Source organism: Paenibacillus sp. J22P51 (genome assembly GCF_059692215.1).
The window spans coordinates 823,603-849,011 of the sequence record NZ_JCAUAZ010000001.1 but is presented as its reverse complement, the minus strand read 5'-3'; the positions used below and the strand labels follow the sequence as shown (position 1 = coordinate 849,011).

Here is a 25,409-nt window from a genome sequence, read left to right as displayed (position 1 = left end):
TACCAATTTTACCACGCAAGAATTGATTTCCGAAGAGAGAGCGAATTAAGCAGGAATAGCTGCCATCGACATGTAACTTTATAGATAGAGGGAATTGTCAATATTCGACCAAATTTGATCGAATTTATGAACAACAGGGACTTTAGTCCTACTTTTTTTAATGAAAAAGGATTGTGGTAGCGCCCAAATAAACTTATTATGAATATAGAACTCATTTATTGTCGAAAAGCTTGATTGAACAAGTTCTTGTACATAACGAATGACAAGTAGATTACACGTAAAGAGGTGCTTGAAGGATGGAGAAATCAACAATCATTGGTGTTGTGTTGGCGGCAGTATCGATCGGTGTTGGCATGGTACTAAAAGGGGCAAGTCTAGCGGCCTTATTGAATCCAGCGGCAGCTTTAATTATTTTCGGTGGAACAGCAGCGGCGTTGTTCAATGCTTTTGCACTCGAAGAGATTAAGAAAATACCTAGCTTAATAAAAATAATTTTCACTGAACAGAATCATGTGCCCAAAAAAGAGTTGATTGAGATGTTCATAAATTGGGTGAGCATTACGCGCCGCGAGGGGTTGCTGTCCCTAGAGAAGCAAGCGGAAGAGCTTTCGGATCCTTTTATGAAAAGCGGCATGCGTCTGATTATCGATGGCAATGACCCTGATTTCGTACGGGATGTTCTTCTTGAGGATATTGCGGAAATGGAAACCAGACATAAGAAATTTGCTAGTATTTTTTCACAAGCAGGAACATACGCGCCAACACTTGGAGTACTAGGTGCCGTAGTCGGACTTATTGCGGCTCTTGGTAACTTGAGTGAAATTGAGAAATTAGGACACTTGATCTCAGCGGCGTTCGTTGCCACCATGTTCGGCATTTTCTTAGGTTATGTTGTGTTCCACCCCTTTGCAAACAAGCTCAAGCAGAAGTCCAAGAAAGAGGTTGAAATCAAGCTTATGGTGGTTGAGGGCTTGCTTTCCATTCAATCTGGCGTTTCTGCGAATTCCGTGAAGCAAAAAATGATGATTTTCGTTCCGAATAAAGAACGTGAGTCCTTTGAAGAAGGAGCGGAGGGGGGGGCATCCGTACGGTGAGTAAAAAAAAGAAGCATGAGGATCATGAAGAACATATCGATGAAACCTGGCTCATTCCCTATGCGGATTTATTAACTTTACTACTTGCCCTTTTTATTATTCTATTTGCTTCAACACAGGTTGATCAGAAGAAATATGACACGATCATGCGCTCATTAAACAGTGCTTTCACTGGTGGCGAAGCACCCTTCGCGATGTCGAATTTAATCCCCATTAACGACACGGCGAATACTTCGAAAAATACGGAAAAGAGCCAGAGTCCACCTAGCAAAGAAGAGAGTAAGACCGAAAGTGGGTTAGCGGCTAAGCTTCAGAAGGAAGAAAAGGATCTAACAGAATTGAAGATGAGCATGGATGCTTATATTAAAGAAAATAAGTTGAATGAGCAGCTGACAACCAAGCTGGATAATGAGAAGCTAACCATCACGATTAGTGATCGTGCGCTATTCGATTCGGGTTCGGCTACAATTAAGCAAGAGTCCCAAATGCTTGCCGAATCGATATCGAATTTATTGGGGCAATATCCTGGCTATCAAGTTGAGGTGGCTGGCCATACCGATAATATTCCGATTCATAGGGCGGATTTTGAAACAAACTGGGATTTAAGCGCCAAGCGTGCCGTGAATTTTATGAAAATATTACTCATCAACACGAAGATTCAGCCTGCGTCTTATTCCTCCGTGGGGTATGGCGAGTATCGTCCTATTTCTGAGAATACGACGACGGATGGCAGAGCGAAGAACCGTCGAGTTGAAGTGAGCATCCTTCGCAACATCAAGGCAACAGATGAGATAGCGAAATAAAGAGATCTTCGATCGACAGAAATTATTGAAAGCAAAGGAGCTAAGCGGCTTAAAAACGCTTAGCTCCTTTGTTTTTGGTCTGCTCTGCTGCCTTCTTCAGTAACTTTAGCCTTCGCTGAAAGCTGCGTTAGTCCGATATTTCCGAATATAAACGAGGATTCCTTTTTAAAAAGGACCAATAGTCAGATTCTGCCGATTTATCTACCCATTTTCCTTGCGTGAGGGTTGTTTGGGTTGATTTAGTTGGGCTATTTAGGACTAACTAAGAATTAATGACGCGGACAGTGAGATTAATTAGACAATTTCGGACTAATGAGTGCTGGGGGAGGAATCCGACCGGAGTTAGTTGTTTGCATTCGTTATTTGATCCCAACCAACTCTTTCTTCTCTATAAGCACTTCCAATTTCTCTTTCTTGATTTCATGACGTGTTGTTTGATCACGGTGTTCGAAAGCGGGCTCTAAGCTCATTTCCTCTTCAATGGCAGCAACTTGTTCCACGACGTTCTCTCCAACTATATCGCTATGTATAACCTCATCCTCAATGTCGGCTTCGGTAATTTGGAACTTACTAATTTCTGCAAATAGCTGCCGAGCAAGCTCAAGAATATCATCCGATTCTTCGGCAATACGTCGAATCGAAGCGTCCTGTTGGATGCTGGTCGAATTGACCTCTTCAACGCCAGCAGCAGTTTCCTGCGCAATGGCGGCAACAAACTGAACGGAATCGACGAGGTGGTCGTTTTTCGATTGGGCTTGCTCGATTTTCTGATGAATCTGCACAATCTGCTCTCGGATGACTAACGTCGACTTCTCAATTCTATTGAAGGAGCCGAATGTTTCCTCCACGTGGCTGCTCTGCGTCAGCGCAGATTCACGCGCATCGCTCAAGGAAAGCTGCAGCTCTTGAATCTGAGCTTGCAGCGTCCCAATGATTCCACTGATCGTCTTCGACGATCCGTTCGTTTGCAGGGACAGATCGCGCACTTCGTCCGCGATCACGGAGAAGCCGCGGCCATGCACGCCGGCTCTGGCCGCTTCGATCGCGGCATTCAACGCAAGCACATTCGTCTGCGTTGAAATTTCCATGATCGAGCGCACGATGGCGCCGATCTGCTTCGAGCTGGCGCTGAGCGTCTGCATCGCCGCGTCCACCTTCTGCAGCAGGAGCTGCGACTCTGCTGTCGATGCTTTCAGCGCCTGCACCGATGCGGTGCCTTGCTGTGTACCGACTGCAGCTTCGTCACTGCTGCGTTTCATTTCATTGGTATACGCGCTGATGTCGCGGATCTCCGCTTCCAGCTCGGCAATGAGTATCGAGCTGATCTCTGTTTTCATCGCTTGCTCATCGGCGCCTGTGGAAATCTCATGGATCGCCTTGAGGATGTCTGTATTCGCTGAAGCTGTCAGCTGCGAGAAGCGATGAAACTCATGGGAGTGAGCCGATAAAGAAGAAGCGATGCCCTTGGTAGCGCCAAGCATGAGACGAACTTGCTTAATCATTTGGTCGAAGCTGTTGCTTAACTGCCCCAGTTCATCTTTGGCGGTGGAGTTAATGGTGTGGGTCAAATCACCGGCAGCAATGCGTGCGACTGCTTTTTGCAGAACAGATATCGGACGCGTAAACGATGTAATTATAAGAAATGCAATGGCCATAGTAAGGAAAAAGACGAAGGCAGAAGCAACCAACATAATCGTACGGCTATCATTGAGTGCCTTGGAGGAGCTGGCAATAGCCTGGGCTGCACCATCCGCATAAGTGATATAAAACTTATCAACTAATCCAAAGATGTTATCTTTCAACTCTTGGGATTCACTATATAAGTACAACAGATTGATCTGGAGATCGGTTGCTTTCATATTTGGATCCTGAACCATTTTGGCCGCAGTATCGAAATTGTTAATGTAATCAACGGAGGCTTGAATTAATTGGCTTCGCCACTTTTGTTGATCAGGGGTGCTAGCCGTATTGCCGATCTTGTGAATGAAATCATTGTAGGGCTGTCGTTTACTATTGTACTTCTCGATGAATTCCGGTTTCTTGGAAATCTCAAGTCCAGAAGCAATGATGTTCATTTCCTGAACCATATTCTTAAGCTCTAGGGCCATGACCTTCAGATCTACTTTATCGTTCTGATTGGTCATATGCTGCTTAATTTGCGTCACCTGATGTAGATTGAACAGGGCCACGGCCAAGAAAATGATCAGCACGCCGCTGAAGCTTGCGATTAATTTTGCACGCATAGAGAAGTTGGACAACATCATTTTACCCATATGTATTCCTCCTATATATAGACAAGCTTAGACACCATGCGTCTAATTACTTATTAATATAGGGGGCTTCTATTAACTAAAGCGTCGAACTATGTAAACGATTTGTAAATTAAAAGTTTTACATTACGTTAACGTTTCGTGGGTTTGTATTTTACATTCGCTTGTTACCATATGGAAGTAAGGTCGTTCGACACACAAGAAGATGGGGATCGAACTTAACCAAATCCAGAACATACATTCAAAGGAGGACATGTTAACTATGTTTAACTTCATGTCGAAAAAAGGAATTACATTTACACTATCCGCGGTATTAATGATGGGGACTTTGGTTGGTTGCGGTGCAAAAACAGAGACGAACAATGCAGCAGCAACAACGGCAGCAACGACAGCGGCTTCAGCTTCTGCAAAACCGAGCGATGCTCCTAAAACAGAATTGAGCGGTACGATAACAGCTTCTGGATCCAGCGCACTTCTTCCATTAGTTAAGCAAGCAGCAACAGAGTTTATGGAAAAGAACCCGAAGGTAACGGTTAACGTAACAGCTGGTGGTTCAGGTACAGGAATTAAGAACGTAGCAGACGGAACATCCGACATCGGTAACTCCGACGTAGAACCTGCTGCTGAATATAAGGATAAAGGTCTTGTTGATCACCAAGTAGCTATCGCACCTTTCGCATTGATCGTAAACAAAGATGTGAAAGTAGACAACGTAACGAAACAACAAGCAGCTGACATCTACATGGGTAAAATCACGAACTGGAAAGAAGTTGGCGGTAATGATGCTAAAATCGTCCTTGTTCACCGTCCAGATAGCTCGGGTTCCCGTACACTTGTAAAGAATATCATTCTTGATGGTAAAGAATTTACAAAAGATGGTATTACACAAGAAAACAGTGGTGCAATGAAAACAGCAGTAGTTGGTCAATCCGGTTCCATCGGTTATGTGGATACACCGTATATCGATGACACAGTAAAAGCATTGAAACTTGATGGCGTAGCTTTCACTGAGGATAATATCAAGAACGGCACTTACAAATTGTTTGGTGTTGAACATATGTATACAAAAGGTGAAGCAAAAGATCCAGCTAAAGCATTCATCGCATACATCTCTAGCAAAGAATTCCAAGCGAAGCAAGTTCGTGAGTTGAAGTTCTTGCCAGCTGACTTGTTGAAAAAATAAGGATCCACACGAGGAGCGTCTGCATAAACATGCAGCGCTCTTTTTCTATTCATAAAAACAAAACTTTTACATTCCCTTAACAATTCATTTACGATCCAATGACATTCATATTCTATGATAATAGTGTGTTACTTGCAGAGAAAGGGGAATCACGAAGTGAATTCCATAGTAGATCAACTAACCAGCGCCAAAGCGGATGTGAAGAATCGCCCAGTCATCACCAAATGGACCCAAAGACAGCATAGACAGGATAAAATAATGAGGTGGTTGTTTGTAGGTAGTGCTGCTTTAGTTTCTGCCATAATTTTCTCTATCATTGTTTTCGTAGGTATGCAAGGCATTAAAACTTTTCAAGGTGTTAGTCCTCTTGAGTTTTTCTTCTCAACAGATTGGACGCCTGGTCAAAATAAATTCGGAGCGTTTCCTTTCCTATACAGCACACTGCTCATGACATTGGTGGCTGTCGTCATCTCCGTACCGCTAGCCTTATCCGGTGCCTTGTTTATGGCTAAAATTGCACCAAAATGGATGCGTGAGATCATGCGTCCTGCGACAGATTTATTCGTCGGGATTCCATCCGTTGTGTATGGATTGATCGGGATGACCGTCATTGTGCCTGCACTTGGCAAAATAACAGGCGGAGTGGGCTACGGTATTTTACCAGCAGCTATTATCTTAGCCATTATGATACTCCCTACTATTCTGTCCATTTCTGAAGATGCGATTCGTTCGCTTCCAGGTCGTTTGGAAGAAGCTTCTCTGGCCTTGGGAGCAACACGGTGGCAAACGATGTGGCGGGTACTCTTGCCAGCGGCTAGACCTGGTATTCTGACAGCAATCATCCTAGGTATGGGCCGCGCGATTGGCGAAACGATGGCGGTATTCATGGTTATCGGAAACTCACCTCAAATGCCAAAATCGCTTCTCGACTCTACAACAGTGTTAACAACAGCGATCGTTAAAGATATGGGGAATACGAATTACGGGTCAACTTGGAACAATGCGCTTTATTTGATGGCACTGCTTCTACTTGTCATCTCCTTATCTCTCATTCTCATTATTCGTATTGTAGCCAAGAGGAGTGAACTCAAATGACAAGTAAAACAACAGACCGTATCGCAACCATATATTTTTGGTCATCCGGCATACTCATTATCGGGATTCTGGCATGGTTTCTCGTTCGCATACTAGGTGATGGTATCCCACACCTGTCCTGGCATTTCATATTCGGTAAGCCAGAAGAAATCAAAGCTGGCGGTGGGGTAGGACCACAGCTTTTCAACTCTTTCTATGTATTGTTCTTGTCACTCGTGATTTCGATTCCTATCGGCTTATTTTCAGGCATTTACTTAGCTATTTATGCGCAAAAGAACTGGTTCACAGACCTCGTCAGAATTTCTGTTGAGGCACTTTCTTCTGTACCATCCATTGTTTTTGGTCTTTTCGGATTTCTATTATTCGCTAATTTACTAGGGCTTAAATTTTCAATCATTGGTGGCGCGGCCACCGTTGCACTGCTGAATTTACCTGTCATGGTGCGGGTTACGGAGGAAGCCATTCGCACTGTGCCTGAGTCCTATTGGGAAGCTAGCTTAGCGCTTGGTTCGACGAAATGGCAGGCTATCCGTAAAGTACTCATTCCAGCTGCTTTACCAAGCTTGATTACTGGAATTACTTTAATCGCCGGTCGTGCACTTGGCGAATCAGCGATTCTCATTTACACAGCTGGGTTGTCCGTTTCACGCTTTTTTCCGGATTTCAATCCGCTCAAGATGGGAGAGACACTTTCTGTCCATCTCTGGTATATCGGTGCAGAGTCACTTGTTCCGGATGCGAAAGAAATCGCTAAAGGAAGTGCTGCACTCCTTCTAATCGTTGTCCTAATCTTCAATCTTCTGGTTTCGATACCAAGTCGAATCTTACAAAAAAGACTATCCGGGGGGAAATAACACATGGCTATTGCGACGAAGTATAAGATTAAAGCAGAGAAATTAAATTTGTTTTATGGAGATAATCAGGCGCTTCACGACGTAGATTTAAGTATTGAGACAGGATCAATTTCTGCGTTGATCGGACCATCAGGCTGTGGGAAATCTACGTTCCTACGTACTTTGAACCGGATGAATGATCTCATTGATAGTGTACGAATCACAGGTAACGTGGCCGTGGATGGACACAATATCTATGGCTCCGACTCTGACGTTGTTTCTCTACGTAAGCGTGTGGGCATGGTGTTCCAACGTCCAAATCCATTCCCAATGAGCATCTATGATAACATCGCTTATGGTCCGCGTATTCATGGCATCAAGAAGAAGGCAGTGTTAGATGAAATTGTAGAACGCAGTCTCGTACAAGCTGCACTTTGGGACGAAGTCAAAGATCGACTGAATAAGTCTGCAATGGGATTATCTGGTGGTCAGCAGCAACGGTTATGTATTGCCCGTCTCCTGGCGGTTGAGCCTGATGTCCTGCTGATGGATGAGCCAACCTCGGCCTTGGATCCTATTTCTACATTGAAAGTTGAAGAACTAACACAAACCTTAAAAGAGAAGTATACGATCATCATCGTGACGCACAACATGCAGCAAGCAGCAAGAATATCAGATATGACGTCTTTCTTCCTTAACGGTTATTTAGTTGAAACAGATCAAACCGATAAGATCTTCACTAATCCGAATGATCAACGTACGGAAGATTACATTACGGGACGATTCGGCTAAAACACACAAAGGGAGAGATTCACATGGACGCAAGACCGGGGTTTCATCAATCGTTGGCACTACTGCAAAAAGAATTACAGCAAATGGGAGAAAGTGTAGAGGATTTAATATATAAATCTGTGGAGTCGCTCGCAAAACTGGATGAAAAGGCAGCACAGCAAGTCATCCAGAAGGATGATCTCATCGATGATTATTTAACGACCATCGATGAGCTGTGTCTACGATTAATTGCCTTACAACAGCCGATGGCGAGTGATCTGCGCATTATCGGAACGGCGCTCAAAATTGCAACGGACTTGGAACGTATCGCGGACCATGCTGTTGATATTGCCAAGATTACAATTCGTTTCGCGGGTGAAGAGCTCGTGAAGCCGCTTGAAGTGATTCCGCAGATGGCTGAAATTGCGATCGAAATGCTGCACGAGAGCCTTCTATCCTATACGGAACGTGATGTACATAGGGCGGCATCACTTGCCGAGAAGGATGACCGTGTAGATAAATTATATAGCACGGTCATGCAGGAACTAATGGGGATGATGGGAACGGATTATCATCGGAATCGTCAATTGACACATCTGCTATTTGTCGCGCACTTCTTGGAGCGTGTGGCAGATCATACTACGAATATCGGCGAAGGCGTCATTTACATGGTTACAGGGAAACGGAAAGATTTGAACGTGTAAGTTAGAAATTGAATAAGAAGGGCCGCCTCCAAAAGTAGTTCAATCTACTTTGGAGGCGGCCCTTTCATTATTATTGTGGAGGAAGCGGGAAGCGAATCAAGAAGGATGTCCCATTCGGGCTTGAGCTCACTTCGATGGTGGCATGATGCCTAGAAGCAATACTGTAGCAAATAGCTAAGCCTAGCCCGGTTCCTTCATCCTTCGTGGTGAAGAAAGGTCGACCTAGCTTTTCCAAATGCTCTGTCTTGATGCCGCTGCCCTGATCTGCAATCAGGAGAACGACATGCTCAGGCTCTTGATAGGTTTCAATCGTCAATGTTCCACCAATACTCATGGCTTCAAGTCCGTTCATACACATGTTCAGGATAAGCTGACGCATTTCTTTATCGTCAAGTAATATCTCTGGACAGTAGCCGAATTGTCCATGGACGTGCTTGCCTGACATCACAGCTTCTGCTTGAATCAGAGGAAGCAAGCTTTCGATAATACGGTTAATATTCTCAGGCCGCTGGTAAGACTGTTTATTTTTGGCGAGAGAGAGGTATTCCGTAATGATATCGTTCGCTCTATCCAATTCTTCTAACATGATGGGAATATACTCTTTTTGCATATGACGGTCATTCTCTTGAAATAATTGCAGGAAGCCGCGAATGGTCGTCATGGGATTACGAATCTCATGGGCAATACCTGCAGCCATTTCCCCAACAAGATTCAATTGGGCTAAGCGGGCCATTTCTGATTCAAATCGTAGGCTCTCCGTAATATCAACGGCTACTTGAAGTAAACAGTTTTCACCTTCAATATCGATGAACTCCGTGGAAAGGAGGGCGGTTCGAATTTCACCTGCTTTTGTTTCATAGCGGACCTTCTCATTACGAACGATGTCACCGTTATTCGTAGTATTGCCTACATTCTGCATCAGATCCATTGATACACCAATAACTTCGTCCCCATAGCCTGTATGCTGCTTCCAGCTCTCATTGACATCGATATAGACAAGATCAGGCAGACGCCGGATGGCCATCAGGGAAGGGGAGAGGATGAACATTTTTTTGAAATGCTCTTGCGAGTTCATAAGCTTCTCATGCGCATCAACCAGCTCTGAAGTTCTCTCTTCTACCCATTTCTCAAGAAGTACGTTCTGCTCTATTAATTTCTCCTCGGCTTCTGCGAGTTTGCGGTTCGTTTCTTCTAGATCTAGGGTGCGTTTATGTAAAAGCTCACTCTGAGCCTTCAGCTTCTGATGGTTCAGATGCATATTTACGAAGCCATCGACCTTCATGCGAAGCATTTTGGGATGGACAGGTTTAAATAAATAATCAATAGATCCCACATGATAGCCTCTCAACACATGCTCAATCGAGGTACTGAGGGCAGTTAAGAAAATGATGGGGATATCCTGACAAGCTTTCCGTTGTTTAATGAGTTCTACGGTTTCAAATCCGCTAAGCCCTGGCATCTGCACATCCATCAAAATAACTGCGATATGATCGGCAGGTTCTTTTAATAAATATCGAAGTGCTTCCTCCCCTGATTGTAAAGAAATAACGTCATAGGAAGAAGAGGCCAGAATACTATTCAGAGCCAGCAAGTTTTCATAGCGGTCATCTACCGCCAAGATTTTTACTTGATGTTCCATCTCTTGTCCTTTCCGCACATGATCTGCTGTATGCACCTAACAATCCATACCACACCTTTTCGAGGAAAAAGTGTAATTCCCTCTTTTTTTTTGAAAGTCTTTACATACATTTTACATAAGGTTAATCAAGCCTATCATTTGGTTTGATAGACTGTGTATACATGCAGAAATAGATGAGGGATGATGGACATGAATGCTCAGGCAGACGTTGCAGTACAGTTCCAAAAGCTGATAGAGGAACAGCGTATCTCTTCCGTATATCAGCCGATTGTTTCGTTACGAGATGGTCAAGTTATGGGATATGAAGCCTTAACGCGCGGACCCGTCGATACTCCGTTTCATTCCCCGTTAGGATTGTTTCAATATGCGGAACAACAGGGCGAGCTGTATCGTCTAGAACAGTTGGCACGTGAGAAGGCCATCCAAGGTTCCATTTTGGAGCATAGGGAGCAGCTGCTATTTATCAATATTTCATCACACGTATTAGAAGATCCCGGATTTGTACCAGGTAAAACATTGGATATCTTACAGAAATATGGGCTTAGCCCTAGTAATGTGGTATTTGAAATTACAGAAAGAAGCTCAATCGAGGACTTCTCTCTTGCCAAGAAAATTCTGGCACATTATCGGACGCAAGGCTACCGGATTGCGATCGATGACGCGGGAGCAGGGTATTCTTCTCTCCAAGCGATTGCCGAGCTGCAGCCGGATTTTATTAAAATTGATCGTTCTCTGATTGAGGATATCCATCAGAATAAAGTGAAAGCGTATATTCTTGAAACCTTCGTTACGTTTGCCAATAAAATGAATATCTCTTTGATTGCTGAGGGCATTGAGCAAATAGAGGAGCTGGCCAAATTAACTCAAATGGGTGTGCATTTTGCGCAAGGTTACCTGCTCGGAAGGCCTTCTACATCACCAACGCGGGTGCAGGACACGCATAAAATGATGATTTGGCAGTATCGCAATGTACAAGGAGGAAATATGACTTGGCATATCGGCGGGCTAAAAACACCTGTAGGTGTATTTCATACCCATGGAATGATTTCAGAGGTTGCGGATTACTTCAAGAAGAATCAAGAAGCGGTCGGGGTGGTCATCGTACATGAGGAGAGACCAGTGGGACTAGTGATGAGAGATCGTTTGTTTCAGCACTTGGCGGGACAATATTCCTACTCCTTGTACTGGAATCGGACGATTGATAGTGTAATGGATGCTACGCCATTGATTGTTGACGAACAGATGGCTGTTGAGCAAGTGTCCCTTCTGGCAACATCACGTGCAATCCACCATCTATACGATCTTGTCATTATCACGAGTAATGGCAAAATGGCGGGTACCGCGTCCATACGAACGATTCTTGAAAGTATAACGAGTGTTAGGATGGAATCCGCTCGTGTGGCCAATCCGCTGACAGGTCTTCCAGGTAATTTGCAAATTAATCGGGAACTAAACAAGCGAATTTGTGAGAAAGAGCCTTTTCATGTCATCTATGCAGATTTGGATTATTTCAAATGGTTTAATGATCGATTTGGCTTTCAAAAAGGGGACCAACTCATCCAGTACACAGCGGATGTGATGCAGCAATCGATCGCATTTTATGGGACGCCGCACGATTTTGTAGGGCATGTTGGGGGAGACGATTTTATCGCAATCTCTACGAGCTTATCGCCGAAGCTGCTTTGTCAGGAAATCATTAATCGCTTTGAAGCGGGTGTAAGGCTGTTCTATGAGGGAGAAGAATGGGAGCATGTAGTGGATCGGAGCGGTACTCAGGTGAAGAGCGAGGGGGTCACGTTGTCGCTGTCGTTAGTCATTTGCAGTTGTGAGTCCCCCATTGCACTTGAGCACATTTCGCAAACAGCTGCCCAACTGAAGAAGCAAGCGAAGGCGCATCAAGGCAGTATTTATTTTTTCCAGGCCATAGGCTAGTGTAATATCCTACATACATAACGATGCTTTAACCATCAATCAGAAGGTATAAATCAATTGTTTGAAGGAACGAACAATGATTACCTTCTGTTTCCCAATTCGCCTCTCCGAAATTTTCTTAATATTCGCAGGATGTATCCAGACTGCGTCCATTCCCGCTGTAGCTGCGCCTACCACATCGTTACGCCACGAATTTCCGACCATCACACTTTGGCCTGCAGCCGTGTTCATCGATTTCAGAGCTTGCTCAAAAATCGCCGGATGCGGTTTCCGCGGACCATCATTCTCAGTAGTAAACAACCGCTCTTGATCAAACCACGAGGTCAGCTTCATTTTCTCCAAATTGCGCTGTAGTCGTTTCCGATTCCCGTTACTAATAATGGCTAGCTTATATTGGCGAGACAGCGCTTCTAATGTATCTTCTACCCCTGGAAACAAAGCAACGAAATTGTCCTCTCGTTCTTCAACTTGATTGAAAAAGGTTCTAGTTAAAGCCGTATTTACTTGCATAGGAAATGGATGGAGTGCTTTGATTAAACAAATGTGCCGCAGCTCGTCAGGCGAGATGGGGCTTCGGATGGGTGTTTTACGATGGCGGCTCCACTCGGACTTATAGCTAAGCAGTGCCTCTTGCGCGGTCAGTTTTGTATCCTCTGTTTCCCACCTTGCCGTGAAATCCTGCATGACTTCAAGAAAAGCCGAATCGAAGCATTGTCTACGATCTAGGATCGTATTATTCATATCAAAAAATATAACCTTTTTACGTGTGGGTGAGAAAAAAGGACTCATACGGAGAACCTCCTTCTGAAGACCGGACCAATCTAACGATCTGATAAACGCTCCTGTCCAAGAAAGACAGAGTAACCGTTTATTATACTAAACACATATCACCCCATCCGCCGCAGTCTAGGCTGCCCCTCAACGATCTTCCCTTCCGTCACTCCACCGACATTCCTGGCAACCGTCAGCTCCGAGTTACGGAACGAGGTTCCCCTATTCAAGTAGTTGTGGGTGAATTCGCATAGTTACGGAACATGAGGACGCTATTTCGTCCAAAAAGGTTAAAATGACCTCGGTTATTCCTGATTAGCGGAACCACGTTCCGCAACTTTCTCATTTGTGTCGTTTTGAGGAAGATAGCGGAACTGCGTTCCGTAACTTTTTCAAAATATAAGAAAGTATAAGTTTCACTCTATACAATTCTTATATTTCTCCATAAACGCTCCTGTCCAAGAAGGGCAGTGTATTCGTTTATTTCGTTTCCTTACATGTTTATGTAGGGAACCGTTTTTTTATTTTAATTTCGTATGCTATGATGAAGAAAGTATGTCTAAAATTGGGGTGGAACTTATGGATAAGCTTATAATTATTGATGGGAACTCAATTGCGTTTCGTGCCTTCTATGCGTTGCCGCTGCTCAGCAATTCAAGCGGTTTACATACCAATGCGGTATATGGCTTTACGACGATGCTGCTGAAATTAATTGAAGAAGAAAAGCCAACCCATTTTCTCGTTGCCTTCGATGCGGGGAAAATTACGTTTCGACATAAAGAATACACCGAATATAAAGGCGGCCGTGCAAAAACGCCGACAGAGCTTTCCGAACAATTTCCTTTGATCAAGGAACTGCTGAAAGCGTTCAAAATCCCGCAATTCGAGCTCTCCGGTTATGAAGCGGATGATATTATCGGTACCTTGACGAAAGCAGCGGATGCCAAAGGGGAGAAGGTTCTTCTCGTATCTGGGGATAAGGATATGCTCCAGCTGGCTTCCGAGCAGGTTACGGTTGCAATTACCCGCAAGGGGATCAGTGAAATGGATCGATTCAATCCTGAAGCGATTAAAGAAAAATACGGCCTGACGCCGAATCAAATTATCGATTTGAAGGGCCTCATGGGCGATACGTCTGATAATATCCCGGGCATTCCCGGCGTAGGCGAGAAGACGGCTCTTAAAATGCTGCACGACTTTGGCTCTGTCGAGGAAGTGTTAGCGAACACAGCAAGTCTGAAAGGTAAGATGAAAGAGAAAGTGGAAGAGCATGCACAGAGTGCCATCATGAGCAAGGAGCTGGCCACCATCTACCGTGAGGTTCCGATGGAAACAACTTGGGATTCGTTCCGTTATGATGGTTTTGACGGACAAGCTTTGTCCGGTATGTTCCGTAAGTTGGAGTTCAAGTCGCTGCTGGAGAAAATGGATTTCGGATCCGTTACGGTGGAGGCCGAGGATCTCGTTGTCGAGAGTCTGGAAGCTGTTGCGGTTACAGAGGCCAACGTTGATACGTTGATTGCTAAATTGGATGACCATGCAGCTATCCATGTGGAAGCCGTTGGTGAAAACCCTCATCAAGCCATCATGGTTGGGGTTGTCTGGTTTATTGACGATGGTGCTGGCAACACCTCGTATTATGTACCGTTTGCCCTGCTGCAGAGCGAAGCGGGCAAGCCGCTGCGCGATTGGCTCAGCGATGCTTCCAAGAAGAAGCAGCTCTTTGACCTGCACCGTGCGCAGCTGGCGCTGGCTTGGCAGGGCATCCACCTCGCAGGGGTGGATTTCGACGTGCTGCTGGCCGCCTATCTCCTCGATCCGACAGAATCGAATCTCACCTTGTGCGGCCTGTCTGTGAAGTATGGTCTGCCTTGCGTGAAGGCAGACGAGGATGTGTTCGGCAAGGGCGCGAAGTTTCGCCTGCCGGAACTCGCTGCGCTTAGCGACCACTTGGGTCGCAAAGCGATGGCGATGGCGCGCATGGTTCCCGTGCTGCGCGATGAATTAGAGAAGGGCGAGATGCATCGCCTCTTCTACGAGCTTGAGCTGCCCCTCTCCGGCGTTCTTGCGGAGATGGAGATGCGCGGCATCGCGGTGGATGCCGAAGGGCTCAAAACGCTCGGCGCGGAGCTTGGTAAGCAGCTGGACACGATCATGTCCAGCATCTACAAGCTCGCCGGCGTCGAATTCAACATCAACTCACCGAAGCAGCTCGGTGAGATTCTGTTCGAGAAGCTGGGGTTGCCAGCTTCGAAGAAGACCAAGACCGGCTACTCGACGGATGCCGAGGTGCTGGAACGTCTTGCGCCCTACAACGAAGTCGTCGGGCAGATCCTGCACTACCGTTCGCTCGCGAAGCTGCAATCGACGTACGTCGAGGGGCTGCTCAAAGAGGTGCGGCCAGAAACCGGTAAAGTGCACACCTATTACCGGCAGACGATTGCCGCGACGGGACGTCTCAGCAGCCAGTTCCCGAACCTCCAGAACATTCCGATTCGTCTGGAGGAGGGCCGTAAGATCCGCAAGGTCTTCGTCCCATCCGAGCCTGGATGGTACATTCTTGCTGCGGATTACTCGCAAATCGAGCTGCGCGTGCTAGCGCACATCTCGCAGGATGAGAAGCTGACCGAAGCATTCCTTCAGAATATGGACATTCATACGAAGACAGCGATGGACGTCTTCGGCGTAGAGGAAAGCGCTGTGGATAGCAATATGCGTCGTCAAGCGAAAGCCGTTAATTTCGGCATCGTGTATGGCATCAGCGAGTACGGATTGTCTCAGAACTTAGATATTTCCCGTAAAGAAGCAGGGCAGTTCATTGAACAGTATTTCGCCGTGTTCCAAGGGGTTCGCCGATATATGGATGAAATAGTAAAGGATGCTCGCAGAGACGGATATGTCACAACATTGCTGCAGCGTCGCCGTTATTTGCCTGAAATTACTGCATCGAACTTTAATATACGTTCATTTGCGGAACGTACTGCGATGAACACACCGATTCAAGGGACAGCCGCGGATATCATTAAGCTCGCTATGGTTCAAATGGCGGACAGACTGGTAAAAGAAGGGCTGAAGAGCCGCATGCTGCTTCAAGTACACGATGAGCTCGTATTCGAAGTGCCGGCAGATGAGCTGGAAACGATGCGTCTGCTCGTACCTGAAGTTATGGCTGATGCACTTAAGCTGGACGTTCCTCTACGTGCAGACGTCGATTTCGGACTTACTTGGTATGATGCTAAGTAACCGTGATTCCAGCTGCGTGCGCCGCACTCAACATCTAGAAAGAGGTGAACACCTTGCCAGAACTACCCGAGGTTGAAACCGTCAAACGAACGTTAAACGAGTTAATTACTGGGAAAACGATCGCCCATGTTAAGGTCAGGTTACCTCGCATTATTCAAAAGCCTGACGATATTCAGCAATTCGAAACGCTGCTCCAAGGGCAAACAATTGAAACAATTGAACGAAGAGGCAAGTTTCTACGCTTCGTGCTCACGGACTACGTGATGGTTTCCCATCTACGCATGGAAGGCCGCTATGGTTTATATGCTGGCGATGATCCGCTCGAACCGCACACGCATGTGTTGTTTCGTTTTACGGATGAGAGTGAGCTTCGGTACAAGGATGTGCGGCAATTCGGAACGATGCATCTATTCCCGAAGGGCGAGGAGCTTTCCCAGCCTCCGTTGGTAAAGCTCGGTCTTGAGCCGTTAGATGAAGCGTTCACCTTAGATGCGTTTCAAGAGGTGATTGCTCATCGTTCGACGAAGATCAAGCCGCTGCTGCTCAATCAAGCATATATCGTAGGCATCGGGAATATTTATGTAGACGAGTCCCTCTTCTTGGCGGGAATCCATCCTGAACGGGAAGCTTCCTCACTTAGCAAGAAGGAGCTTGGTTTGTTGCATGAGTCGATAATTCGCACCCTGCAAGATTCGGTAGAGGTAGGCGGCTCATCGATTAAATCGTATGTCAATGGACAAGGTGAAATCGGCCTTTTCCAGCACCAATTGAACATTTATGGCCGACAATCTCAGCCTTGTAAAACTTGCGGAAATGAGATCGTGAAGACGGTTGTGGGAGGCAGAGGGACGCACATTTGTCTCTCTTGTCAACCTTTGAAGCCCAAGCGGTCACGAAAGAAGTCTGAGAAATAGGCACGTGAAGCATACCCTCTCCATATGATATGGAGTACTTAGCCTAGATAAACAGCTCGCTGAGCTCGTTATATCGGTAAAACGCTTAGGAGGGTTTGTATGCTTCCTGTCATTTCTCTGCTCATTTTGGCATTTGCGGTTTCTTTGGACGGTTTCGGTGTGGGTGTGATGTATGGGTTACGCAAAATCCGAATACCACTCATATCAATTGGGATTATATCGCTATGGTCTGGTATCATCATTTTCACTTCGATGCAGATCGGCGTTCTTATGTCTTCCTTCATGTCCCCCTCGTTTGCGAAACGAATTGGCGCCATGATATTAATCGGTATTGGTGTTTGGGCTCTGATCCAAATGAGACAAGGGCAGAAAAACCAAGCGCAGCAAGATCAAACAGCTGCTTCACTTGATCAAGCGGTTGTCAGCAGTATACCTTACGCGGATATTCGCAACTCAGGTTATGTAGAGCCTGTAACTTTCGACACCTTGCAGAGAACGAAAGAGATCCTCAATATTGAACTGAAGCGCTTTGGTCTTGTGATTCAAATATTACGAACGCCATCCATTGCGGATGTGGATAAGTCAGGAAATATTTCAGCCTCTGAGGCTACTTTGCTCGGATTAGCTCTATCCTTGGATGCCTTCGGAGCGGGAATTGGTGCCGCCCTTATCGGCTTTGTGCCATTATTAACAGCATCAGTTATTTCACTTTCTAGCGGATCCTTACTTGCCGTTGGCTTGCGTATTGGTTTTCGTTATGCCGAAATGAACTGGATGAAGAAGCTGTCTATCCTTCCAGGATGTGTACTTATTATCATGGGACTTTTGAAAATGCTATAGTCCATCATCAATGGACGTTAGGAGAGAAGAGCTTATGAATATCGGCTTAACAGGAGGCATTGCCTGTGGAAAAAGCACGGTTAGCCTCATGCTAGTTAGCCGCGGCGCCCTTTTAATCGATGCCGATCAGATCGCTCGCGATGTAGTCGAGCCTGGCAGCCCTGTTCTTGAACAGGTTGCCGCACATTTTGGACAAGCTGTAATAGGAACAGATGGATCTCTGCAACGCAAGAAACTAGGTGAAATCATTTTCGGATCCCCTGAAGCACGAAAGCAGTTAGAAGGATTGCTTCATCCCCCTATTCGCGCAAGGATGCGTGAACAAATGACAGCGTATGAACAGGAATATCCGGGCAAGCTGGTTGTGGTTGATGTTCCTTTACTTATAGAATCGAATTTGGTCTCCATGTTCCAAGAGATTATGGTCGTGTATATTCCGCGGCACCTGCAATTGGAACGATTGATGAAGCGAGACGGCTTGTCAGCAGAGACAGCACAGCTTCGGCTCGATGCTCAAATGTCAATCGAAGAGAAGCGAAAGCTAGCGGATATTGTCATTGACAATAGCGGTACTTGGGAAGAAACCAACATGAGGGTAGAGCGGTTCTGGATAGGGAAGGGATTAGCATGACGTTCTTTCGGAAAAAGCGCATGTTTGCTCTTTTACTCATCGGATTTGTTATGATCCTCTTCATGAATAGCGCAATTATAGGAAGAAAGCTATACCCGATCTACTTTCAGCAGGAGATTAGACAGAGCGCGGCGAAACACAATATAGATCCGTTCCTAATTGCAGCCATTATTCGGGTGGAAACGAATTATCAATATCATTTAGAATCGAGAAAAGGGGCATTAGGGCTCATGCAGCTTATGCCTGACACTGCCGATTGGATTGTAGAATCTTCAAATTTAGGGCCTCATACGCAAGAAGATTTGCTTCGTGTGGATATTAACATTTATTTAGGGTCATGGTATGTGAATTGGTTGATCAAGCATTATAATGGGAATTTAGTCTATGCAATTGCGGCTTATAATGCTGGTCAAGGCAATGTGAATAAATGGAAAAACAATGGTGTTTGGGACGGTTCAGAAGCGAATATCAGCGATATTCCATTTGGTGAAACTCGTCATTATGTACAGCGAGTCCTTTATTACTATGAAAAGTATACGAAGCTTTACACGGAGCAATGGCATGGTGAGGTTGCCTAATGGTTTCCCAGATAAAACAAAGAAGCATTGGACTAGCTCCCGGGGGAGCGAAGAGTCCAATACTTCCTGTTGGGCAGAATCACGAGCTGGGTTGGTTCAAGATTACTTGAATTGACCTGCTAGAGATTGTTCTGCGATTTGTACCAGGCGACGAGTAATGCTACCACCAATAGAGCCAGTGTCACGAGAAGTCATGTTGCCATAGTAGCCATCTTGTGGGATAGCAATACCAAGCTCTTGAGCTACTTCGTATTTCAACTGATCCAAGGCTGCATTAGCTTGTGGAACGACTAAAGTATTGTTTGAACTCATGTCTGTTCACCTCCTTGTCGGTTGGTAAATCTATTGTGTGCAGAACATCAAAGTTCAAGACATGTAACATCTGGTAAAGGTATTTCCAAGAGAGAAAGGAGATGAAAGCGAATGAAATGTCCGTTCTGTGACCATTCCGGTACGAAAGTGCTTGATTCCAGATCTGCCAATGAGAATAAATCCATTCGTCGGCGCCGTGAATGCGAGAAATGCGCAAGAAGATTTACGACCTTTGAAATGGTAGAAGAAACACCGTTAATTGTGATTAAAAAAGATGGAAGTCGGGAAGAATTTAGTCGTGAGAAAATTTTACGGGGCTTAATTCGCGCTTGTGAAAAAAGACCTGTTTCCATGGAGCGGCTAGAGATGCTCGTCTCCGAAGTCGAAATGCAGCTGCGTACAACGGCTCATGCCGAAGTCGATAGCCTTGGCATTGGTGAAATTGTGATGGAGCAATTGTACCCTGTCGATGAAGTGGCCTACATTCGCTTCGCCTCTGTATATAGGCAGTTCAAGGACATCAACATGTTTTTGAAGGAGTTAACGCAAATATTGGGAAAGCATGACGCCGGCCTACTCCGGGATAAATAAGTAGCACCTGATCGAAAACAAAAGCCGTTTCGCCTCGTAAATGGATCATGAGGCGAAGCGGCTTTCTATGTTTTACTTTTTAGAAATTCAGATGGTGACACAAATTGCTTTGTTTTTTTTCGAAATGTGACAAAAAATAAACAAAAGACAGAGGAGATCCCGCTGTCTTTTGCTGCTTCATGACGGAGAAGTCAATAAACACGCCACCTCACGACTTTTGAAAAAAAATTAATCGCATGACATCAACCGACTGTATTTTTGAGAGCGATAAGGCATAATTCGTTTATTGAGTGCGTTTGTCCAGTTCACTTCGAAGAAACTGAATAAACCGGATGGCTTCCTCAGGTGTTAATACGTTGTTATCAAATGAAAAGGAGAACATGTCCAAAAGTTCGCTCTCAGGGAGATGCAAATTATCGATTAATTGCTTCACGTCTAAACTCATATTGCCGTCAATAACCATTTTATTCACGATTTATATTCCTCCTTTGTGATACTGTAATTATCGGATGGAGGCGGTATCTGGCTGACATATTGGCGAATAGGTAGTAATACCAAATTAGTCCCTCTAGCTTTGCGTCACCACTTTTCAGTGGTTTTGCCTTTATCATGCCGATAAACGTTTATATGAAAACTATATCATAGGTTAGGTTTGACTTGCTATTAATTACATTAATTCGAAGGATGGTTGAAGCATATGTCCGTCAATAGCCCACAATCCAGTAAAAATATTTATGAATTGGATATTGTTAAGGTTGCGGAGGCGCTTGGTATTGATCAAGCTCGCTTACTCGCTTATGTTTATTCTCGACCAGAAGCCATTCACGCCTATGTGGAAACTGAACCTGTATCCCCTTCGGATCCTACCTAACCGTAAATAAAAAGCACCGCAACCATGAAGTTGCAGTGCCTGCATACATAAAATTAAACCATTATTTTACAAATGTCGTTCGTGAATTCAACTGGATCCTGCAACGGCAGACCTTCGATTAGGAGGGCTTGATTGTACAAAAGCGCAGTGTACAGGTTCAACTTCTCTTTATCTTTCTCGAAGGCGTCCTTCAAGGAAGCGAAAACATCATGATTGATGTTGATCTCTAAGACTTTCTCTGCCTTGACATTCGGATTGTTCGGCATGGCATTCAAGATTTTTTCCATCTCGATGGTGACATCGCCATCTGTGGATAAGCATACTGGATGCTTTCTCAGACGCTTGGAAGCTTTGACGCTCGTTACTTTACCAGCCAGTAATCCGTTCATGTAGTCGAACAGATCTTGGTTTTCCTTTTTATCAGACTCGGAATCGTTTTGGTTATCCTCTACATCAATACCTAGATCCCCGCTTGAAACAGATCTAAATTCCTTCTCTTTGTAGGCCATAATCATTTTGATTGCGAACTCATCAATATCATCCGTAAAGTACAGAATCTCGTAGCCTTTATCTGTGACAAGCTCAGTTTGCGGAAGTTTATCGATTCTTTCCATTGACTCACCGGAAGCATAGTAAATATACTTCTGGTCTTCCGGCATTCTCGATACATACTCGTCCAATGTGACGAGCTTTTTCTCCTTGGAGGAGGAGAACATCAATAGATCCTGCAGAAGCTCTTTATGCGTACCGTAGTCGCTGTAAACACCGAATTTAAGCTGTCTGCCGAAGGACTTGTAGAATTGCTCGTATTTCTCTCTCTCGTCCTTCAGGAGGCTTTGCAGTGAGCCTTTAATTTTGCTCGAAATGTTCTTAGCAATTAATTTGAGCTGACGATCGTGCTGCAGCATCTCGCGGGAGATGTTAAGCGATAGACTTTCGGAATCAACCATCCCTTTGACGAAGCTGAAATAGTCAGGAAGCAGATCCGCACATTTGTTCATAATGAGAACGCCGTTCGCGTAAAGCTCCAAGCCTTTCTCATACTCTTTGGAATAGTAGTCATAAGGCATGTTTTCAGGGATAAAGAGGATCGCTTGGTACACAACCGCGCCATCTGCACTCACATGAATATGCTTAAGCGGCTTGTCGAAGCCGTAGTGCTTCTCATGGTAGAACTTCTCATAATCCTCAGGTGTAAGCTCGCTTTTGTTTTTGCGCCAGATCGGCACCATGCTGTTCACGTGCTGCTCTTCTTGATAATCCTCGAATTCGCTCTCGCTGCCTTCTTTCAGACGCTTGCCGGTAATGTCCATTTTAATAGGGTAACGGATGAAATCGGAGTATTTCTTAATGATGGCTTTCAGGCGATACTCGTCCAAGTATTCGTCGTAGTTATCATCTTCGGTATTCGCTTTGATCGAAAGTACAATCTCCGTACCGACGGAATCCTTCTCTGCTGGGGCAATCGTGTACCCGTCTGCGCCGTCGGATTCCCATTTGTAAGCTGTGTCGCTGCCTAAGGCCTTACTTGTTACTGCGATGTGGTCAGCGACCATGAATGCGGAATAGAAGCCTACTCCGAACTGACCGATGATGTTGTGGCCGTCTTTGCTTTCGTTCTCTTTCTTAAAAGCAAGAGATCCACTCTTCGCGATAATCCCCAAGTTGTTCTCAAGATCTTCTTTGGTCATCCCGATACCCGTATCTCGGATCGTTAAAATACGATTTTCTTTATCGGCTGTAATTTTGATGAAGTAACTATCTTTGTCAAAAACGAGCGAGTCGTCTGTTAGCGCTTTGTAGTAAATTTTGTCAATCGCATCGCTGGAGTTGGAGATAAGCTCTCTTAGAAAGATCTCACGTTGGGTGTAAATCGAGTTGATCATCATTTCCAAAAGTCGCTTGGATTCGGCTTGAAACTGTTTCTTTTCCACGGATAGATCTCCTTTCGATATGTAGCAGGGTTTATTAATAATTAGCACTCTCACGCTGTGAGTGCTATACACTAACTTTATAACATCCCTGAAATTTAATGTCAATTGGAAAGGGGAGAATTATGTGATGTTGCAGGGCGTTACACCTTGTCATGGCGTTTGAAGCCATGATATGTGGGTGAGGAGGTATGATGTGGCGTGAGGGAGTGGAAGGGGAATGAGAAGTAGGTATAGTAGAAGGAGTAGGAGTAGGAGTGCAGGAGTGCAGGAGTGAGTGGTGAGTGGTGGCGTTGCGTTGAGCAGCTAGATAGCACTGTCAAAACTGCAAAAGTGCAAAAGTGCAGTTCTGACAGTGGTTTCCCCTCATGTTTAGGAAATTGATGCAAAAAGGCAACAATTCGGAGCATTTCGAGGAGATATGCTTGAAAATCGCTAAAAAGGATGCCTATTTGCACGCATTTGCTAACTTAGAGGCTCAATGAGCAGAAAAGGTTGCCTATTTGCACTTCTCAAGGATGAAGTTACTCACCCAGCCCCAACTCACCTTCCAATTCCCACACCAACTCACCTTCCACCCATGAATCCACCAATCCCACCACCTAATTACCAATCAAATACCCGCGATCCCACTACTTATCACCCATTCACCTATCCACTTATCAATCTACGACCTCCCATCATCATCTTAGCCACCATCTCAGCACCACCAACACACCCACCACCAACATACCCATCATCAACTCAGCAACCCCCCCCCCTTCATACCTTCCACTCACAATCACCACATGCGAATGTGATCCCTTTTCACAAGCTCATAGCGAAGAATATGTTTTCCTTCAGCACCGGTGTGCGGGATAAACCAGCCTTTGTCGCATAGGGATTGGAGCACTCGAGCGGCTGAGCGGTAGTTAATATCCAGATGTGTTCTGACATCGATTGGGCGCAGAGGCTGAGCAAGCGTAAAAGCGAGCCGAACGATTTCCCGTTCCATCACTCGGGTTGGGCTGACAGGTGATGAGATTGCCTGAAATCGGCTAATCAACATACGTAACAGCGTAATACAAAGCTCTGGTCGAGAGGCAACATCGTCATAGGAAAATGAAATCACTTGATACCCCATTGCGGCCAAAAAAGTTTCCCGGTTCAGCTCATTGCAGTATTTTTGCCTGTCCATATCCCGTACGTGAGGACCGAATCCTTTGATTTCTATTATCAAATTCACCGACTTCGTCAGCCATGCGAAATCGCAGAAATACGATAATCCCCGCCAATCCAGCACCTCGAATTCTGGGTGCAATTCATCGAAATTTCCTCTCAGTACCCACCAAATGTTACGGCAAAACAGCATTTCAGCCTGCCGATGCCCACGCTCTAACCGACCTCTTCGTTCACCATTTCGCCTCTGAAGATGGTTTTGGATCCATTCTATGTGATTTTTCTCGAAAATCATGTGGTCTTCTCCTCCTTTAAAATGAGAAAAACGCCCCTGTTCCATTAATGAAAAAATGGACAGGGACGTTCTTCGTCTCTTGGAAATAAGTATAAGGGAAATGACTTCATTTAACTAGGGAACATTTCGACATTTCTCTGCCTAATATGATAGAATGTGACATATTGGAGGGATGTCACATGGATATTAGACGAATATTAGGTCTGCCTGAGCTGTTGGATGTCAAGAAAGTCGTATGCGTGCAACCGCACCCAGATGATAACGAAGTTGGGGCAGCTGGGACGTTATACGAACTTGCACAGCGTGGTTGTGAAATCGTTTACATTACGGTAACCGATGGTAGAGGCAGTGGTTCAACTGGCGAAGTGGAGCCAGAAGCGATCGCAGCGATCCGCCGTGCAGAGCGAATGGCCGCTGGGGATATTTTAGGCGTGACCAAGCAAATTGCACTTGATTATCCAGACATGGGGAGCTATACCGAAGAGGAACTGCTTGCCAAGCTCATTCCGATTATCCGCGAAGAGAAACCCGACTTGCTGATGACGGTAGATCCTTGGATGCCGTATGAAGCTCATCCTGATCATATCAAAACAGGCAAAGCTGTAGCGTCAGCCATGCTCTTTTCTTCGAATGAGATACTTTTCCCGGGCTCAAAGCCGCATGAAGTGCCGCAAATTGCATTCTATGCAACTTCGCATCCGAATACCTTCATTGATGTTTCGGCACATTGGGAAACGAAAATCGCGTCCATCCTGGCCCATAAGAGTCAATTTGTTAACGTTAATTGGCCCTTGGTTAAGGGATATTTTGACTATCAAGCCGCCCAATTGTATGGCAAGTTGAAGCAAGATCCAGAAGCAAGAGGCTATGCTGAAGCTTTTAAATTACTTACCTCTCATCAGCTGCATTTCTTCCCATCCGCACTATACAGCTAGCAGCTACATATGACT

The 25,409-nt window shown here is 45.2% G+C and carries 23 protein-coding genes and 1 riboswitch; of the genes, 16 read left to right on the top strand and 7 right to left on the bottom strand.

Annotated elements, in window-relative coordinates:
- The first annotated feature begins 296 nt into the window (after positions 1–296).
- A complete protein-coding gene (motA, locus tag AC58QC_RS03275; protein WP_497413763.1) occupies positions 297–1,094 on the top strand; it encodes a flagellar motor stator protein MotA in 798 nt (265 codons plus the stop codon).
- Complete coding sequence (gene motB / locus AC58QC_RS03270) at positions 1,091–1,897, top strand: flagellar motor protein MotB (protein ID WP_497413762.1); 807 nt, start codon at positions 1,091–1,093, stop codon at positions 1,895–1,897. The genes motA and motB overlap by 4 nt, the downstream gene beginning before the upstream one ends.
- 359 nt (positions 1,898–2,256) lie before the next feature.
- On the opposite strand, the gene AC58QC_RS03265 is transcribed toward motB, so the two are convergent.
- Positions 2,257–4,170: a methyl-accepting chemotaxis protein gene (locus AC58QC_RS03265; protein WP_497413761.1), complete on the bottom strand. Its 1,914-nt coding sequence runs from the start codon at positions 4,168–4,170 to the stop codon at positions 2,257–2,259.
- A 259-nt stretch (positions 4,171–4,429) separates the two neighbouring features.
- On the opposite strand from AC58QC_RS03265, the gene AC58QC_RS03260 reads away from it, so the two are divergent.
- The 5 genes from AC58QC_RS03260 (at position 4,430) to phoU (ending at position 8,753) form a co-directional block, all read left to right on the top strand.
- Positions 4,430–5,350, top strand: coding sequence for a phosphate ABC transporter substrate-binding protein (locus AC58QC_RS03260; protein WP_497413760.1), 921 nt, complete (start codon positions 4,430–4,432; stop codon positions 5,348–5,350).
- A gap of 156 nt (positions 5,351–5,506) precedes the next feature.
- Positions 5,507–6,445 (top strand): phosphate ABC transporter permease subunit PstC, encoded by a 939-nt coding sequence (gene pstC / locus AC58QC_RS03255; protein ID WP_497413759.1) that lies wholly within the window; start codon positions 5,507–5,509, stop codon positions 6,443–6,445.
- On the top strand, positions 6,442–7,299 hold the full coding sequence (pstA, locus tag AC58QC_RS03250; protein ID WP_497413758.1) for a phosphate ABC transporter permease PstA: 858 nt from the start codon (positions 6,442–6,444) through the stop codon (positions 7,297–7,299). The genes pstC and pstA overlap by 4 nt, the downstream gene beginning before the upstream one ends.
- A gap of 3 nt (positions 7,300–7,302) precedes the next feature.
- Positions 7,303–8,070: a phosphate ABC transporter ATP-binding protein PstB gene (pstB, locus tag AC58QC_RS03245; protein WP_497413757.1), complete on the top strand. Its 768-nt coding sequence runs from the start codon at positions 7,303–7,305 to the stop codon at positions 8,068–8,070.
- Positions 8,071–8,093: 23 nt separating this feature from the next.
- Complete coding sequence (phoU, locus tag AC58QC_RS03240; RefSeq protein WP_171633934.1) at positions 8,094–8,753, top strand: phosphate signaling complex protein PhoU; 660 nt, start codon at positions 8,094–8,096, stop codon at positions 8,751–8,753.
- A 70-nt stretch (positions 8,754–8,823) separates the two neighbouring features.
- Here phoU and AC58QC_RS03235 read toward each other — a convergent pair whose 3' ends face one another.
- Positions 8,824–10,392: an ATP-binding response regulator gene (locus tag AC58QC_RS03235; protein WP_497413756.1), complete on the bottom strand. Its 1,569-nt coding sequence runs from the start codon at positions 10,390–10,392 to the stop codon at positions 8,824–8,826.
- A 189-nt stretch (positions 10,393–10,581) separates the two neighbouring features.
- Between AC58QC_RS03235 and AC58QC_RS03230 the strand changes: the two genes are divergently transcribed.
- Entirely contained in the window at positions 10,582–12,324 is a 1,743-nt protein-coding gene (locus AC58QC_RS03230; protein ID WP_497413755.1) for a GGDEF domain-containing protein, read from the top strand.
- Positions 12,325–12,363: 39 nt separating this feature from the next.
- On the opposite strand, the gene AC58QC_RS03225 is transcribed toward AC58QC_RS03230, so the two are convergent.
- Entirely contained in the window at positions 12,364–13,113 is a 750-nt protein-coding gene (locus AC58QC_RS03225; protein WP_497413754.1) for an HAD family hydrolase, read from the bottom strand.
- Positions 13,114–13,674: 561 nt separating this feature from the next.
- Here AC58QC_RS03225 and polA point away from each other — a divergent pair.
- From polA to AC58QC_RS03200, 5 genes are all read left to right on the top strand, one after another.
- Positions 13,675–16,338, top strand: coding sequence for a DNA polymerase I (gene polA, locus AC58QC_RS03220; protein WP_497413753.1), 2,664 nt, complete (start codon positions 13,675–13,677; stop codon positions 16,336–16,338).
- A 53-nt stretch (positions 16,339–16,391) separates the two neighbouring features.
- Complete coding sequence (mutM, locus tag AC58QC_RS03215) at positions 16,392–17,252, top strand: DNA-formamidopyrimidine glycosylase (protein ID WP_497413752.1); 861 nt, start codon at positions 16,392–16,394, stop codon at positions 17,250–17,252.
- Positions 17,253–17,351: 99 nt separating this feature from the next.
- Positions 17,352–18,092 (top strand): MntP/YtaF family protein, encoded by a 741-nt coding sequence (locus AC58QC_RS03210; protein ID WP_497413751.1) that lies wholly within the window; start codon positions 17,352–17,354, stop codon positions 18,090–18,092.
- 34 nt (positions 18,093–18,126) lie between these two features.
- The gene (coaE, locus tag AC58QC_RS03205) at positions 18,127–18,723 is read left to right on the top strand and encodes a dephospho-CoA kinase (protein ID WP_497413750.1); all 597 of its coding nucleotides are present in this window, start codon (positions 18,127–18,129) and stop codon (positions 18,721–18,723) included.
- Positions 18,720–19,301 (top strand): lytic transglycosylase domain-containing protein, encoded by a 582-nt coding sequence (locus AC58QC_RS03200; RefSeq protein ID WP_497413749.1) that lies wholly within the window; start codon positions 18,720–18,722, stop codon positions 19,299–19,301. The genes coaE and AC58QC_RS03200 overlap by 4 nt, the downstream gene beginning before the upstream one ends.
- A 102-nt stretch (positions 19,302–19,403) precedes the next feature.
- Here the strand turns inward: AC58QC_RS03200 and AC58QC_RS03195 are convergent, their stop codons facing one another.
- Positions 19,404–19,613 carry an alpha/beta-type small acid-soluble spore protein gene (locus AC58QC_RS03195; RefSeq protein ID WP_497241099.1) on the bottom strand — a complete coding sequence of 70 codons (210 nt, stop codon included), beginning with the start codon at positions 19,611–19,613 and terminating at the stop codon, positions 19,404–19,406.
- Positions 19,614–19,724: 111 nt separating this feature from the next.
- On the opposite strand from AC58QC_RS03195, the gene nrdR reads away from it, so the two are divergent.
- Positions 19,725–20,204 carry a transcriptional regulator NrdR gene (nrdR, locus tag AC58QC_RS03190; protein ID WP_497264749.1) on the top strand — a complete coding sequence of 160 codons (480 nt, stop codon included), beginning with the start codon at positions 19,725–19,727 and terminating at the stop codon, positions 20,202–20,204.
- Positions 20,205–20,487: 283 nt separating this feature from the next.
- Here the strand turns inward: nrdR and AC58QC_RS03185 are convergent, their stop codons facing one another.
- On the bottom strand, positions 20,488–20,676 hold the full coding sequence (locus AC58QC_RS03185; protein ID WP_497413748.1) for a hypothetical protein: 189 nt from the start codon (positions 20,674–20,676) through the stop codon (positions 20,488–20,490).
- Positions 20,677–20,718: 42 nt separating this feature from the next.
- Positions 20,719–20,817, bottom strand: a riboswitch (cyclic di-GMP riboswitch).
- Positions 20,818–20,901: 84 nt separating this feature from the next.
- Between AC58QC_RS03185 and AC58QC_RS03180 the strand changes: the two genes are divergently transcribed.
- Complete coding sequence (locus AC58QC_RS03180) at positions 20,902–21,075, top strand: hypothetical protein (protein WP_497413747.1); 174 nt, start codon at positions 20,902–20,904, stop codon at positions 21,073–21,075.
- A gap of 53 nt (positions 21,076–21,128) precedes the next feature.
- Here the strand turns inward: AC58QC_RS03180 and htpG are convergent, their stop codons facing one another.
- Together htpG and AC58QC_RS03170 are read right to left on the bottom strand one after the other, a co-directional pair.
- Positions 21,129–23,009 carry a molecular chaperone HtpG gene (gene htpG / locus AC58QC_RS03175; protein ID WP_497413746.1) on the bottom strand — a complete coding sequence of 627 codons (1,881 nt, stop codon included), beginning with the start codon at positions 23,007–23,009 and terminating at the stop codon, positions 21,129–21,131.
- A gap of 778 nt (positions 23,010–23,787) precedes the next feature.
- Positions 23,788–24,459 (bottom strand): DUF559 domain-containing protein, encoded by a 672-nt coding sequence (locus AC58QC_RS03170; protein ID WP_497413745.1) that lies wholly within the window; start codon positions 24,457–24,459, stop codon positions 23,788–23,790.
- Positions 24,460–24,638: 179 nt separating this feature from the next.
- Between AC58QC_RS03170 and AC58QC_RS03165 the strand changes: the two genes are divergently transcribed.
- Positions 24,639–25,394, top strand: a complete 756-nt coding sequence (locus AC58QC_RS03165; protein ID WP_497413744.1) for a PIG-L deacetylase family protein — start codon at positions 24,639–24,641, stop codon at positions 25,392–25,394.
- Positions 25,395–25,409 lie beyond the last annotated feature (15 nt).

Coding starts and splice junctions, on each gene's coding strand:
- motA (WP_497413763.1), top strand. CDS start 297: ATGGAGAAATCAACAATCATTGGTGTTGTGTTGGCGGCAGTATCGATC.
- AC58QC_RS03265 (WP_497413761.1), bottom strand. CDS start 4,170: ATGGGTAAAATGATGTTGTCCAACTTCTCTATGCGTGCAAAATTAATC.
- AC58QC_RS03260 (WP_497413760.1), top strand. CDS start 4,430: ATGTTTAACTTCATGTCGAAAAAAGGAATTACATTTACACTATCCGCG.
- pstA (WP_497413758.1), top strand. CDS start 6,442: ATGACAAGTAAAACAACAGACCGTATCGCAACCATATATTTTTGGTCA.
- pstB (WP_497413757.1), top strand. CDS start 7,303: ATGGCTATTGCGACGAAGTATAAGATTAAAGCAGAGAAATTAAATTTG.
- phoU (WP_171633934.1), top strand. CDS start 8,094: ATGGACGCAAGACCGGGGTTTCATCAATCGTTGGCACTACTGCAAAAA.
- AC58QC_RS03235 (WP_497413756.1), bottom strand. CDS start 10,392: ATGGAACATCAAGTAAAAATCTTGGCGGTAGATGACCGCTATGAAAAC.
- AC58QC_RS03230 (WP_497413755.1), top strand. CDS start 10,582: ATGAATGCTCAGGCAGACGTTGCAGTACAGTTCCAAAAGCTGATAGAG.
- AC58QC_RS03225 (WP_497413754.1), bottom strand. CDS start 13,113: ATGAGTCCTTTTTTCTCACCCACACGTAAAAAGGTTATATTTTTTGAT.
- polA (WP_497413753.1), top strand. CDS start 13,675: ATGGATAAGCTTATAATTATTGATGGGAACTCAATTGCGTTTCGTGCC.
- AC58QC_RS03210 (WP_497413751.1), top strand. CDS start 17,352: ATGCTTCCTGTCATTTCTCTGCTCATTTTGGCATTTGCGGTTTCTTTG.
- coaE (WP_497413750.1), top strand. CDS start 18,127: ATGAATATCGGCTTAACAGGAGGCATTGCCTGTGGAAAAAGCACGGTT.
- AC58QC_RS03200 (WP_497413749.1), top strand. CDS start 18,720: ATGACGTTCTTTCGGAAAAAGCGCATGTTTGCTCTTTTACTCATCGGA.
- AC58QC_RS03195 (WP_497241099.1), bottom strand. CDS start 19,613: ATGAGTTCAAACAATACTTTAGTCGTTCCACAAGCTAATGCAGCCTTG.
- nrdR (WP_497264749.1), top strand. CDS start 19,725: ATGAAATGTCCGTTCTGTGACCATTCCGGTACGAAAGTGCTTGATTCC.
- AC58QC_RS03180 (WP_497413747.1), top strand. CDS start 20,902: ATGTCCGTCAATAGCCCACAATCCAGTAAAAATATTTATGAATTGGAT.
- AC58QC_RS03170 (WP_497413745.1), bottom strand. CDS start 24,459: ATGATTTTCGAGAAAAATCACATAGAATGGATCCAAAACCATCTTCAG.
- AC58QC_RS03165 (WP_497413744.1), top strand. CDS start 24,639: ATGGATATTAGACGAATATTAGGTCTGCCTGAGCTGTTGGATGTCAAG.